Origin of the sequence: Microbacterium sp. NPDC055910 (assembly GCF_042271185.1) — a bacterium.
GTDB lineage: Bacteria > Actinomycetota > Actinomycetes > Actinomycetales > Microbacteriaceae > Microbacterium.
In genome coordinates, this window is the sequence record NZ_JBHJZS010000001.1 from 110,125 (window position 1) to 122,739 (window position 12,615).

Below are 12,615 nucleotides of genomic sequence, written 5' to 3' on the forward strand. Positions count from 1 at the left end.
CACGATGCCCGACATCACCCCCATCGCCCTGGCGCAGCTGACGACGCTGCGCACCGGCGGTGCGCCGGAACGCATGATCGACGCCCGCACGACCGACGAGCTCGTGTCGGCCCTGCGCGGACTGTGGGCGAACGACGAGCCGTGGCTCGTGCTCGGCGGCGGGTCGAACCTGTTCGTCGGCGACGAGCCCATCGAAGGCACCGTCGTGCGCGTGCTCACGCAGGGCATCGAGCAGCTGCCGTCGCCTCGACCGGGGCACGTCCGGCTGCGGGTGCAGGCCGGGCACGATTGGGATGCCCTCGTCGCCTACGCCGTCGCGCACGGACTCGCCGGCATCGAGGCGATGGCGGGGATTCCCGGCACGGTGGGCGCTGCCCCCGTGCAGAACATCGGCGCGTACGGTCAGGAGATCGTCCAGACGCTCGTCGAAGTCGATCTGATCGACGAGGCCGACGGCGAGGTGCGCACGGTCGCCGCGCCCGAGCTCGGACTCGGCTTCCGCACGTCGGTGCTGAAGCAGCACTACGGCTCCGTGCCCGCCCGATCGGCCGTCATCCTGGCGGTGACACTGGAGCTCGCCGAGGTGGGGTCGACGGAACGCCCCATCGCGGGTGCGCAGCTGCGCACGGCGCTCGGGCTCGACGAGGGGCAGGCGGTGTCGTCGGCCTGGATCCGCGACCACGTGCTGGCCACTCGTGCCCGCAAGGGAATGGTGCTCGACGAGGCGGACCCCGACACCCGCAGTGCCGGCTCGTTCTTCCAGAACGCGATCGTGTCGGCGTCGTTCGCGCGCACCCTGCCCCCGGAATGCCCGCGCTGGGAGGTCGCCCCCGAACGGGAGTCGGTGCTGGTCATCCCGCTCGCCTCGTTCGACGGGTATGTGCCGCCGCCGACGGCGCACGAGTCCGCCGTCAAGGTCAGCGCCGCCTGGCTCATCGAGAATGCGGGGCTCGGCAAGGGCTTCCGCATCGGCCCGTCCCGCGCCGCGCTGTCGAGCAAGCACGCGCTCGCCCTGACGAACCGCGGCGGCGCGACAGCGGCCGAGCTCGCGCAGCTCGCCCGGTTCATCCAGGGGCGTGTGCAGTCCGAGTTCGGACTCATCCTCCAACCCGAGCCCGTGCTCATCGGCGTCGAGCTCTGACCCCCGCCGATCGGCGTGTTTCCGGGCTTCGCGGCGCCGCGGCCGATAGGTTCGCAGAGCACGGAAGGGGAATCGCGAACATGCCCGCGCGCTCAACGAAATCGAAGGCTCTGCCACGCCACGGGCGTGCGCTCGTGACGGTCTCCGTCCGGGACTCGAACGGCTTCCTGCACCACTTCGGCGACATCGACACGAGCATCGGCGCCGTTCACGAAGCGCTCGCGATCCTGCAGCTCCAGTCGGCCGAGATGGACGCCGCGCACCGCGACGGCGCGAGCGCCTGAAGGCCGACGGGCGCCGATTCCTGCCGCGCGACGTCGTCTCTGAGCCACCCGCAATGCATGCCGCGGGCTCGTACCGCGGCATGCATTAGCCTGCGACGAGGAGGCAGGGATGAAGCGGATTCTCGCGGTGACGACCGCGCTCACGGCGTTGCTCCTGGCGGGCTGCGCGGCGGGGGAGAGCCCTGCGCCGACCCCGTCGACCGGAGCTCTCGGTGCGCCGGTCACGTCGGCTGAGCTCGCCGACTACGGCGGCGTCGTGACGATCGAGCTCGCCTCGCGGTGCACGGCCTCGCTCATCGAGACGGGCGTCGACGACGCCGCGGCATACCTGATCACCAACGGACACTGCGCGGGCCTGGACGGCGACCCGGCGAACCGCACCGTCATCGACGACGAGGCGTTCGGCGAGGCGACCTTCTTCCAGACCGCCGACACCCCCGACGCCGATCGGCTGCGCGTCGCCGCCGAACGTGTCGAATACGCCTCGATGCGCGGCACCGACATCGCGATCGTGCGCCTGGACGCGACCCTCGGCGATCTGCGGAAGGCAGGGGCCGTGCCGCTGCCGATCGCGTCCGCGCCAGGTGACGTGGGCAGCGACGTCGTCAACATCGCCGCGCCGACCGACGACGTCGACGACGACGAATGGGTGCTGCGCCGCGGTGCCTGCACGCTGGGCAGCACGGTCGACGTCATCGAGCACACCTGGCTGTGGCTGGCCGCACAGCGCACCGACTGCCCCGGTGTGCGGGGCGGCTCGTCGGGATCGCCGCTGATCGCCGACGGCGAGATCGTCTCGCTCATCAACACGACGAACACGGGGATTCCGGTCGAGCGCGGAGACACGTGCTACCTCGGCAAGCCGTGCGAGATCGACGGAGACGCTGCCGTCTTCGTTCCCGATTCCAGCTACGGCGTGCACGTCGCCGGTGTCGGAGACTGCTTCGTCGACGGTGACTTCGCACTCGGCGGCGCCTGCCCCCTCGAAGTGTCGACCCTGTGGGACATCGCGGGAGGCGGCATCTTCGCGCCCGACGGCGCCGACGGGGCGGGCCGGACCCCGGAACTCGCCCTGCGCAGCGACAGCGATGTCGAGGTCGCCGTCATCACCGACGTCGCGCTCGGCGATGCGGCGCGCTGCACGGACGCGTCGGCGTATGCCGGCGCCGCGCGTCACGCGGTCTCGGCGGGCGCCGAAGACCCCGTCGTGGTGCCCGTCACGCTGCCCGTCGAGAACGGGTTCGTGCTCGCGTGCGCCACCGTCCCCGGCGAAGAGGCGCTCGCGGCCCGGTTCATCTTCTCGATCGACGCCGTTCCGCCCACGGTCGGGCCCGAGCTCGCGATCGAGCGTCTCGGCGACACCGACGTCATGGTCGATCCGCTCTTCGACATTCCCGACATCGCCGACATCCACGTGCTCTTCGGCCCGCCCGACGTGACCGACTGCGCCGACCGCGAGGCCTACCAGCCGTACCGGCGACAGTCGTACTTCCTGGCGGAGGCCGACCTGCCGCTGCGGTTCTGCGCCGTCGGATTCGACATGGCAGGCAACGAGTCTCCCGTCACGGACCGGCTCATCCGGTAGCGTCGCGGCCGCGGCGCTGTCGGTCCGGACGTCGCGGTGACGTCGGTGCGTGCGTCAGTCCGACATCGTTTGTTCGGGGCGCTCGAGGCCGAGGAAAGGCTCCATCGCCCGGGCGAAATCCGCCGACTCGCCCGCGCGCACGACCGTCGCGCCGTACCCGAGGGCGATGCTCGCGAGCGGCCAGCCGAACTCTTCCGCCTCCGCCGCGGCATCCCCCGAAGGATCGAGCGACGTGTCCTGGATGGTGAGATACACCCACTGGTAGCCGTCGAAGACGCTGGCTGAGACGTGCCAGCATCCGCCGTCGGGGATGGTGCAGTATCGGTCGCGATACTCGGCGTCCATCGTCTCGCTGTCCAGGACGAACGCCCCCAGGCCCGCGTCGGTCGTCACGCGACTCGCGGCGTCGATCACGGCGTCCCAGCGGGCAGGCGCAGGCACGCCGTCGGACTGCAGTTCGCAGCAGTTGACCGTGGTCAGCATCGATTCGCCGCCGTAGCCGTTGCCCGTCTGCGGATGCCAGTCATCATCGCCGAACCATGACTGCTCGGCCTCGCTCGGGACGAGGGCGAGGCCGGATTCCTGCTCGACGGCGGTGCGGAGCTGTTCGATGAGCTCTCTGGCGGGCTCCTCGAGTCCGTCCTGGTCCGGCGCGCCGAGCATGGCTTCGCCGCCCTGTCCGGCGTGAGCGGGGTAGTCGGTCCAGTCGACGACGATCGTCGCCCCCGCGGCGTCCGTGTAGGTCGATGTGGGAGAGGGCCCGGAAGTCAGGACGCCGCAGCCCGTCAACAGCAGACCTGCACTCATGAGCAGGGCCGCTCGGCGTGCGCGGATCAGGGTGGAGCGCGGGTGAGGCTCCGCGCTCATCACTGGGCGAACAGGTCCTGCAGGCGCCGCACTCCCTCGAGGAGCGCGTCGTCGCCGAGCGCATACGAGAGGCGCAAGTAGCCCGAGGGGCCGAAGGCCTCGCCGGGCACGACGGCGACCTCGGCCTGGTCGAGGATGAAATCAGCGAGCTCGAGCGTCGTGTCGATGCGGGTGCCACGCCACTCGCGGCCCAGCAGGCCGCGCACGTCGGGATAGACGTAGAACGCGCCGAGCGGCGTCGGCACCTCGACGCCGTCGATCGCGGCGAGTTCGGACACGATGAGCTTCCGGCGGCGGTCGAACGCGAGACGGAAGTCCTCCGCCTCGGTCTGCGGGCCCGTGAGGGCGGCGAGCGCCGCGCGCTGCGCGATGTTGTTCACGTTCGACGACAGGTGCGACTGCAGGTTCGCGGCGAGCTTGATCGCATCGGCGGGACCGACCATCCAGCCCACCCGCCAGCCGGTCATGGCGTAGGTCTTCGCGACGCCGTTGACGAGGATCGTCTGACCGGCGACCTCTGGCACGGCCTCGACGACCGACACCGCGCGAACGCCTTCGTAGACGAGGTTCTGGTAGATCTCGTCCGAGATGATCCAGATGCCGTGCTCGAGCGCCCACTCGCCGATCGCCTTGGTCTCTTCCGCCGTGTAGACCGAGCCGGTCGGGTTCGACGGAGAGACGAACACGAGCGCCGTCGTCTTGTCGGTGCGGGCCGCCTCGAGCTGCGCGACGGTGACCTTGTACTCCTGATCGGCGCCGGCGAAGACCTCGACCGGGGTGCCCCCGGCCAGCGCGATGACCTCGGGGTACGTCGTCCAGTAGGGCGCCGGCAGCAGGACTTCGTCGCCCGGATTCACGACCGCCTGGAACGCCTGGTAGACCGCCTGCTTGCCGCCGTTGGTGACGATGACCTGCGACGGGGCGACCTCGAGGCCCGAGTCGCGCAGCGTCTTCGCCGCGATCGCCTCGCGCAGCACGGGCAGCCCGACCGCCGGTGTGTACCGGTAGTTCGCGGGATCCTGCAGTGCGTGGGCGGCGGCCTCGACGACGAACGGCGGCGTCGAGAAGTCGGGCTCACCGGCGGCGTACGAGATGACGGGCCGGCCGGCGGCCTGGAGGGCCTTCGCCTTGGCGTCGACCTTGAGGGTCGCGGACTCGGCGATGGCACTGAGCTTGCGGGACAGGGGGGCGCGTTCGGTCACGACAACGAGCGTAGTCGGCCGGTATTCCTCTGGGGAGATGAACATCCAGCATCATCGGGAAGATTCGCCCGGTGTCGCAGGCGCCTCGCGCGGCGTGGCTGCGTGCGAGATGGCAGCCTGTCATCAGACTTGCTGATGCTATGCTGTCAATCGTGCGTACGACCGTCACCCTGGATGCCGACACAGAAGCCGCGATCCGCCGGCTCATGGCGCAGCGGGGCATCTCGTTCAAGCGTGCTCTCAATGACGCGATTCGCGTCGGGACGACACCGGCAGCCAAGCGGGCGGGCGGGTACACGAAGCCGCGCGACCTCGGGGCAGCGGCGATCGATCTCGTCCATGCGAACCGCGTGCTGGGAGAGATGGAAGACGACGAGCTGGTGCGGCGCCTGCAGGTCGGACGATGAGGGTCGTCGACACCAACGTCCTCGTGTACGCGGTCGACACTCGCAGCGCGCAGCACCGGGCATCCGTTGCGTGGCTCGATGCGGCACTCGACGGTGCGGACGATGTCGGGTTCAGCTGGAACGCGCTGCTGGGGTTCGTGCGCCTGACCACGAACCCTCGGGTGTTCCCGTCTCCGCTGACGGCGTCGGAGGCGATGGCGCAGGTTCACGACTGGCTGGCCGCTCCCAGTGCTCACGTGCTCCATCCCGGCGCGCGTCACGCCGAGATCCTCGAGCGTCTGCTCGTTGCGCGCGGAACCGCGGCGAACCTCGTCGATGATGCGCATCTGGCGGCACTCGCCATCGAGAACCGCGCGAGCGTCGTCACGTACGACACCGATCTCACTCGCTTCGACGGCGTCCGGGCGATCAGCCCCGACGATCTGACGCTGCGCGACAGCTGACGCAGGACGGTCGCACCGTCTTGCGTCACCGTGGCGCGCGGCCTCCTGGCACGACGAAGGCCCGGATCTCCCAGACCCGGGCCTTGTCAGGGGATGGACTCAGCCGAACTGGTTCATCGTGTTGTTCGTGCCGCCCGCCTTGAGAGCGGCATCCCCGGCGAAGTACTCCTTGTGGTTGTCGCCGATGTCGCTGCCCGCCATGTTCTGGTGCTTGACGGTGGCGATGCCCTCGCGGATCTCGCGGCGCTGCACACCCCGGACGTAGGCGAGCATGCCGTCGTCGCCGAAGTAGCCCTTGGCCAGGTCATCGGTCGACAGGGCGGCCGTGTGGTAGGTCGGCAGCGTGATGAGGTGGTGGAAGATCCCGGCGCGCGCCGCGCCGTCCTTCTGGAAGGTGCGGATCTTCTCGTCGGCGAGCCCGGCGAGCTCGGTGTCGTCGTACACCACGTTCATGAGGTCGGCACGGTCGTAGGTCGAGACGTCCGCGCCCTGCTCCGCGAGCTGGTCGTAGGCCTGCTGGCGGAAGTTGAGCGTCCAGTTGAACGACGGGCTGTTGTTGTAGACGAGCTTCGCGTTCGGGATCTCCTTGCGGATCTCGTCGACCATGCCCGCGATCTGCTCGACATGCGGCTTCTCGGTCTCGATCCACAGCAGGTCGGCGCCGTTGCGCAGCGACGTGATGCCGTCGAGCACGCACCGGGCCTCGCCCGTGCCGGCGCGGAACTGGTACAGGTTGCTGGCGAGGCGCTTGGGGCGCAGCAGCATGCCGTCGCGCTTGATGACGACGTCGCCGTCGCCGAGGTCCGCGGCGTCGATCTGCTCGACATCGAGGAACGCGTTGTACTGGTCACCGAGATCACCCGGCGCGTGCGAGACGGCCAGCTTCTGCGTGAGGCCGGCGCCGAGCGAGTCGGTGCGCGCGACGATGACGCCGTTGTCGATCCCGAGCTCGAGGAACGCGTAGCGCACGGCGTTGAGCTTCGCGATGAAGTCGTCGTGCGGCACCGTGACCTTGCCGTCCTGGTGGCCGCACTGCTTCTCGTCCGAGACCTGATTCTCGATCTGGATGGCGCAGGCTCCCGCCTCGATCATCTTCTTCGCCAGCAGGTAGGTCGCCTCGGGGTTGCCGAAGCCGGCATCGATGTCGGCGATGATCGGCACGACGTGTGTCTCGTAGTTGTCGATCTGCGACTGGATGAACTCCACCGCCGTCTCGTCGCCGGCGACGCGGGCGTCGTCGAGCTTCGTGAAGAGCAGGTCGAGCTCACGGGCGTCCGCCTGCCGGAGGAAGGTGTACAGCTCCTCGATGAGCGCCGGCACCGAGGTCTTCTCGTGCATCGACTGGTCGGGAAGGGGGCCGAACTCCGACCGGAGCGCTGCGACCATCCAGCCCGACAGGTAGAGGTAGCGCTTGTTCGTGGTCTTCAGGTGCTTCTTGATCGAGATGAGCTTCTGCTGCCCGATGAAGCCGTGCCAGACGCCGAGGGACTGAGTGTAGAGCGACGAATCGGCGTCGTACTCGGCCATGTCCGTGCGCATGATGTCGGCCGTGTACTGAGCGATCTCGAGGCCGGTCCGGAAGCGGTTCTGCGCCCGCATGCGGGCGACGTACTCGGGGTTCACGGCATCCCAGCGGGAACCGTTCTGTTCCTTCAGTGCCTGAATGGCGGCGATGTCGTTCTGATAAGCGGTCATGTCAATCCTTGGTCTGTGTGCCGGTCGGCTCGAAGGAGCCGTGGGGGAAGCGGTTCACTCGCTGTCGTTGAGGTACTTCGCGTACGCGGGGAGCGTGAGGAACGCCGGGAAGTCGATGCCGAGCGCGACCTCGCGGAAGATCGCGGCGGCATCGTCGAAACGGTCCCCGCCGGTCCTGTCGACCTCGCTCAGCACCTGCGTGATGAGCCCCTCGATGTAGTCGCGCGTGATCGGCGTGCCGTCGTCGGTCGTGCGGTCCTGGTGGATCCACTGCCACACCTGCGAGCGTGAGATCTCGGCGGTCGCGGCATCCTCCATCAGGTTGTCGATCGCGACGGCGCCGAGGCCGCGCAGCCACGCCTCGAGGTAGCGGATGGCGACCGAGACGTTGCCGTACACACCCGCCGCCGTCACCGGCCGGCCGATGTGCACATCGATCAGGTCGGCCGCTCGCACCTCGACGTCGTCGCGCTGACGGTCGATCTGGTTGGGGCGATCGCCCAGCACGGCGTCGAACTCGGCCCTCGCGACGGGAATCAGATCGGGGTGGGCCACCCACGTGCCGTCGAAGCCGTCTCCGGCCTCGCGCTTCTTGTCGGCGGCCACCTTCTCGAACGCGCGCGCTGTCACCTCGGGGTCACGCCGGTTCGGGATGAACGCGCTCATGCCGCCGATCGCGAAGGCCCCGCGCTTGTGGCACGTCTTGACCAGCAGCTCGGTGTAGGCCCGCATGAACGGCACGGTCATCGTGACCTCGCTGCGGTCGGGGAGGACGAATCGCGCCCCGCGGCCGCGGTAGTTCTTGATGATCGAGAAGATGTAGTCCCACCGGCCGGCGTTGAGGCCCGCGCAGTGGTCGCGCAGCTCGAAGAGGATCTCCTCCATCTCGAAGGCGGCCGGCAGCGTCTCGATGAGCACCGTGGCGCGAATCGTGCCGTGGGGAAGCCCCACGTACTGCTCACTGAACGTGAAGACGTCGTCCCACAGCTTCGCCTCTTCGCTCGACTCGAGCTTCGCGATGTAGAAGTAGGGGCCACGACCGCCGTCGATGAGTGCCTGGGCGTTGTGGAAGAAGTACAGCCCGAAGTCGACGAGCGACCCCGAGGCCGCCAGTGTCCGGCCGCCGCGGTCGGTGAAGGAGATGTGCTTCTCGGTCAGGTGCCAGCCTCGCGGGCGCATCACGATCGTGGGCGTCTGCTCGGCGGTCACCTCGTAGACCTTGCCCTCGGGGCTCGTGAACGACAGGTCGCCGCGAATCGCGTCGCGCAGCGACAGCTGACCCTCGATGACGTTGCGCCAGGTCGGGCTCGTGGCATCCTCCTGGTCGGCGAGCCACACCTTCGCGCCGGAGTTCAGCGCATTGATCGTCATCTTCGGGTCGGTCGGACCGGTGATCTCGACGCGGCGGTCCTCGAGGCCGGGTCCCGCGCCGGCCACCTGCCATTGCGCGTCCTCGCGGATGTGCCGGGTGTCGTCGCGGAACTGCGGGTCGTGCCCGTTGCCGATCTCGAACCGGCGGCGCATGCGGTCGGCGAGTCGGTCGTGGCGGCGTCCGCAGAAGCGGAGGTGCAGCTCGGTGAGGAAGGCGATGGCCTCGGGGGTGAGGATCTCGTCGTAGCGGGGGCGGATCGCGCCGAGGATCTCGATCTGGGGTTCGTGGGTCTGGGCGGGGATCGAAGCGGTGTGTGTACGCATCGGCGTCGCGGTCGCAGGTGTCATGGGTCCTGGCCTCTCTGTGCGGAACGTGGAAGGTGGGGAACGGATGGCGCTTCGTTGTGCGAAAGCCGGGCGGTGGGTCGTGGCATCCACTCTGGGTGAACTTCTGGGGCTGAACCCACGGATACCGCTGTGAACTTTGCGCATACTTCTGCTTTCGTGACAGAATCCGGTCATCGTCACGGGCAGAAGGAGCCGATATGGATGCGATCCTCGATATGACTGAGGATGTGGATGCACTCACGATCGGCCGCCGTATCCGGCAGCTGCGCACGCAGCGCGGGATGACGCTGGACGAGCTCGCGACGGCCGTCGACCGTGCTCCCAGTCAGCTGTCGATGATCGAGAACGGTCGTCGTGAACCCAAGCTCACACTGCTGCGCGCGATCGCCCGAGCGCTCGGCTCGACGCTGGACGCGCTCCTGGAGTCAGAGCCTCTCGATGAGCGCGCGACGCTCGAGATCTCCCTCGAGCGCGCCATGCGCGGGTCCACGTTCCAGGCGCTCGGCATCGAGCCGTTCCGCATCGGAAAGACGATCCCCACCGAGGCGCTCGCCGCGATGATCGCGCTGCAGGGCGAGATCGAACGACTGCGCGACGAGCGTGCCGCGACCCCCGAAGAGGCTCGGCGCGCCAATGTCGCGCTGCGCAAGCTCATGCGCACGCAGAACAACTACTTCGCCGACCTCGAGGGGCATGCGCGGCGGATCCTGGATGCCGTCGATCACCCCGGCGGCCCCCTCACGCAGCGCACCGCGTCGGACATCGCGGCGCACCTCGGGTTCACGCTGCACTACGTCGCCGATCTGCCGCAGACGACCCGCAGCGTCGCCGATATCAAGAACGGGCGGCTCTATCTGTCGAGCCGGCTCGCGGCGAAGGGCGACCCGCGCACCGCTGTGCTGCAGGCGCTGTCCAGCCGCATCCTCGGGCATCGCGAGCCCACCTCGTATGCCGAGTTCCTGCGCCAGCGCGTCGAGACGAACTACCTGACCGGAGCGCTGCTGATTCCCGAGGCGCACGTCGTGCCCGCGCTGCGCGAGGCGAAGAAGGACCGGGCGATCTCGATCGAGGATCTGCGCGACGCCTACTCGGTGTCGTACGAGACGGCGGCGCACCGGTTCACGAACCTCGCGACGATGCACCTCGACATCGCGGTGCACTTCCTCAAGGTGCACGAATCGGGCACCATCACGAAGGCGTACGAGAACGACGACGTCAACTTCCCGACCGACCGTCTCGGCTCGATCGAGGGGCAGATGTGCTGCCGCAAGTGGACGTCGCGCGTCGTCTTCGACGAGGACGACCATTTCAATCCGTACTACCAGTACACCGATACCGGCAACGGCACCTACTGGTGCACGGCGCGCGTCGAACTGTCGAGCGAGGGGGCGCACTCCGTGTCGGTGGGCGTGCGGTTCGATGACACGAAGTGGTTCCTCGGACGCGACACCGTGAACCGCGGCACGTCGACGCACTCGGTCGAGGCGTGCTGCCGACGCGCTCCCGCCGAGCTCGAGTCGGCGTGGCGCGAGCATTCGTGGCCGAACGTGCGAACACCGCGGACCCTGCTCGCGACGCTGCCGACCGGCGCCTTCCCGGGGGTGGACACGACCGACGTGTACGAGTTCCTCGAGGCGCACGCGCCGCGCTGACCGGGCGGCGGACAGGCTCGCGAACGCCGTGAGTCAGCCGCCGCGCACCCGCAGCGCAGCCCACAGCTCGGCGCGGGTCGCGAACGAGGTCAGATCGCGCCCGAGGATCTGCTCGATGACGCCCAGCCGCGTGCGGATCGTGTGCCGGTGCACCCCGAGTGCCCGCGCGGATGCCTCGTGGGAGCAGTCGTTGTCCAGCCACGCGGCGAGAGTCTCGACGAGGCGCGTGCCCTCTTCTGTGTCATGATCCGTGAGCGGCGCAAGCTCGGCGGCCGCGAGCACGTGCGCGTCCGCGGACAGCGCCGACAAGACCCCCGCCGGGGCGACGTCGGCGAAATCGGTGAGCGGTCCCCGCCCGCGCGCGCGGGCGACGCGCGCCTGTTCGAGCGCGCTGTGAAAGGCGTCGTAGCCCACGGGGTCGGACACCCCCAGCTGCGTGTCGAAGCGTGCCACGACATCGTCGAGGATGCGACGGTCGTCGGCGGGCACCACGATCACGAGGCCGTCGTCACTGCCGCCGAAGAAGACCGACCCGCGCCGTTCGTCGATGCGCAGCTCGAGGAAGTCGGTGAGCCCGGCCGCGCCGCTGTCCACGGCGTCCGCGATCGCCACCAGCACGGGCGCCGTCGGCAGTGGACCCCACAGCTCGTGCGCGATGCGTCGCGCGAGGGCGGGGTCGCCGGTGAGCAGGATCTGGATGAGTCCGGCGCGCAGCGCATTGCGCGCACGCGCGAGGCCGTCGTGCTGCTCGAGCGCGAGGCCGGCCATCGCGATGACCGCTGTCACGACGCCGCGCCCCTCGTGATCGAGCCCGCCCGCCGCGATCGCGATGACGCCGCGCAGGCTTCCGCCGCGGCCGAGCGTCTGCAGGGTGAACGCCGTGGCCCCGATCTGGAGCGCGGAGCCCGCGCGGGCAGCACGCCGCAGCACGATGTCGACCTCGTCGCGCAGCGAGGCTGCCGTCTCGGCGTCGAGGGCGGCGGGATGCTCGCGGACGAGCTCGCCCGCCGCGTCGAACAGCCCGACCCACGTCTCGAGTTGCCGCGCGAGCTCCGCGAGCGTCCGGTCGAGTCCGTCCGGGCGCAGGGCCGCGAGCGAGATCGCACGCTGGGCGGCGAGCGCCCAGCTGCGCCGTTCGAACGTCTGCGCTGCGATCGCCTCGGCGTTGGCGCGCGCGATGGCGATGAACGGCGTGCGGTAGGGGACTTCGAAGAGGGGGATCCCCGCCGCACGACACGCGTCGGAGAGATCGGGCGGGATGCCGTCGCGCACGACCGCCGTGCCGAACCCGAGCCCCGCGACGCTGCGTGACGCGAGGCGCTGGACGTACGCGCCGGGGGTGGTCGCGTCCTCGCCCTGGAACTGGGTGCCCGTCGTGAGCAGCACGAGCCCCTCCGAGAGGAACGGCGTCGGGTCGGCGAGATCACTCGAGTGCACCCAGCGCACTTCGCGGTCCAGCGCCGCGGGGGAATCCGCTTCGGTGATGAGCGTGAGCTGCAGGTCGCCGCGGGCGAGAAGCGCACGCACAGTGGGCGCTGGCGCGACGGCGGGCATGGCGACTCCTCCTGTACGGGACGTATAGCTGTCCTTCCAAAAAGTACACGTAGGCACGTGTCTTTG

General features: G+C 69.4%; 11 protein-coding genes. 6 read left to right on the forward strand and 5 right to left on the reverse strand.

Annotation, left to right across the window (positions count from 1 at the left end):
• Positions 1 to 4 precede the first annotated feature (4 nt).
• From ACFC3F_RS00550 to ACFC3F_RS00560, 3 genes are all read left to right on the forward strand, one after another.
• Positions 5 to 1,141, forward strand: coding sequence for a UDP-N-acetylmuramate dehydrogenase (locus ACFC3F_RS00550; RefSeq protein ID WP_376125220.1), 1,137 nt, complete (start codon positions 5 to 7; stop codon positions 1,139 to 1,141).
• 134 nt (positions 1,142 to 1,275) lie between these two features.
• Positions 1,276 to 1,425: a hypothetical protein gene (locus ACFC3F_RS00555; RefSeq protein WP_376125223.1), complete on the forward strand. Its 150-nt coding sequence runs from the start codon at positions 1,276 to 1,278 to the stop codon at positions 1,423 to 1,425.
• Positions 1,426 to 1,534: 109 nt separating this feature from the next.
• Positions 1,535 to 3,010, forward strand: coding sequence for a trypsin-like peptidase domain-containing protein (locus ACFC3F_RS00560; RefSeq protein ID WP_376125225.1), 1,476 nt, complete (start codon positions 1,535 to 1,537; stop codon positions 3,008 to 3,010).
• A gap of 54 nt (positions 3,011 to 3,064) precedes the next feature.
• On the opposite strand, the gene ACFC3F_RS00565 is transcribed toward ACFC3F_RS00560, so the two are convergent.
• On the reverse strand, positions 3,065 to 3,817 hold the full coding sequence (locus ACFC3F_RS00565) for a hypothetical protein (protein WP_376125228.1): 753 nt from the start codon (positions 3,815 to 3,817) through the stop codon (positions 3,065 to 3,067).
• Between the two features lie 59 nt (positions 3,818 to 3,876).
• Positions 3,877 to 5,079 (reverse strand): pyridoxal phosphate-dependent aminotransferase, encoded by a 1,203-nt coding sequence (locus tag ACFC3F_RS00570; RefSeq protein WP_376125230.1) that lies wholly within the window; start codon positions 5,077 to 5,079, stop codon positions 3,877 to 3,879.
• Positions 5,080 to 5,231: 152 nt separating this feature from the next.
• Between ACFC3F_RS00570 and ACFC3F_RS00575 the strand changes: the two genes are divergently transcribed.
• Positions 5,232 to 5,486, forward strand: coding sequence for an antitoxin (locus ACFC3F_RS00575; RefSeq protein ID WP_376125233.1), 255 nt, complete (start codon positions 5,232 to 5,234; stop codon positions 5,484 to 5,486).
• Positions 5,483 to 5,929, forward strand: a complete 447-nt coding sequence (locus ACFC3F_RS00580; RefSeq protein ID WP_376125235.1) for a type II toxin-antitoxin system VapC family toxin — start codon at positions 5,483 to 5,485, stop codon at positions 5,927 to 5,929. The genes ACFC3F_RS00575 and ACFC3F_RS00580 overlap by 4 nt, the downstream gene beginning before the upstream one ends.
• A 99-nt stretch (positions 5,930 to 6,028) precedes the next feature.
• Here ACFC3F_RS00580 and ACFC3F_RS00585 read toward each other — a convergent pair whose 3' ends face one another.
• Positions 6,029 to 7,624, reverse strand: coding sequence for an isocitrate lyase (locus ACFC3F_RS00585; RefSeq protein ID WP_376125238.1), 1,596 nt, complete (start codon positions 7,622 to 7,624; stop codon positions 6,029 to 6,031).
• A gap of 54 nt (positions 7,625 to 7,678) precedes the next feature.
• Entirely contained in the window at positions 7,679 to 9,319 is a 1,641-nt protein-coding gene (gene aceB, locus ACFC3F_RS00590) for a malate synthase A (protein ID WP_376125240.1), read from the reverse strand.
• Between the two features lie 221 nt (positions 9,320 to 9,540).
• On the opposite strand from aceB, the gene ACFC3F_RS00595 reads away from it, so the two are divergent.
• On the forward strand, positions 9,541 to 10,995 hold the full coding sequence (locus ACFC3F_RS00595; RefSeq protein WP_376125243.1) for a helix-turn-helix domain-containing protein: 1,455 nt from the start codon (positions 9,541 to 9,543) through the stop codon (positions 10,993 to 10,995).
• Between the two features lie 33 nt (positions 10,996 to 11,028).
• On the opposite strand, the gene ACFC3F_RS00600 is transcribed toward ACFC3F_RS00595, so the two are convergent.
• Positions 11,029 to 12,549, reverse strand: coding sequence for a PucR family transcriptional regulator (locus tag ACFC3F_RS00600; protein WP_376125246.1), 1,521 nt, complete (start codon positions 12,547 to 12,549; stop codon positions 11,029 to 11,031).
• Between the last annotated feature and the right edge of the window lie 66 nt (positions 12,550 to 12,615).

What these genes read in the sequence shown, in the direction of transcription:
- ACFC3F_RS00550 (WP_376125220.1), top strand. Translation starts at nt 5, where the DNA reads ATGCCCGACATCACCCCCATCGCCCTGGCGCAGCTGACGACGCTGCGC.
- ACFC3F_RS00560 (WP_376125225.1), top strand. Translation starts at nt 1,535, where the DNA reads ATGAAGCGGATTCTCGCGGTGACGACCGCGCTCACGGCGTTGCTCCTG.
- ACFC3F_RS00565 (WP_376125228.1), bottom strand. Translation starts at nt 3,817, where the DNA reads ATGAGTGCAGGTCTGCTGTTGACGGGCTGCGGCGTCCTGACTTCCGGG.
- ACFC3F_RS00580 (WP_376125235.1), top strand. Translation starts at nt 5,483, where the DNA reads ATGAGGGTCGTCGACACCAACGTCCTCGTGTACGCGGTCGACACTCGC.
- ACFC3F_RS00585 (WP_376125238.1), bottom strand. Translation starts at nt 7,624, where the DNA reads ATGACCGCTTATCAGAACGACATCGCCGCCATTCAGGCACTGAAGGAA.
- aceB (WP_376125240.1), bottom strand. Translation starts at nt 9,319, where the DNA reads ATGCGTACACACACCGCTTCGATCCCCGCCCAGACCCACGAACCCCAG.
- ACFC3F_RS00595 (WP_376125243.1), top strand. Translation starts at nt 9,541, where the DNA reads ATGGATGCGATCCTCGATATGACTGAGGATGTGGATGCACTCACGATC.
- ACFC3F_RS00600 (WP_376125246.1), bottom strand. Translation starts at nt 12,549, where the DNA reads ATGCCCGCCGTCGCGCCAGCGCCCACTGTGCGTGCGCTTCTCGCCCGC.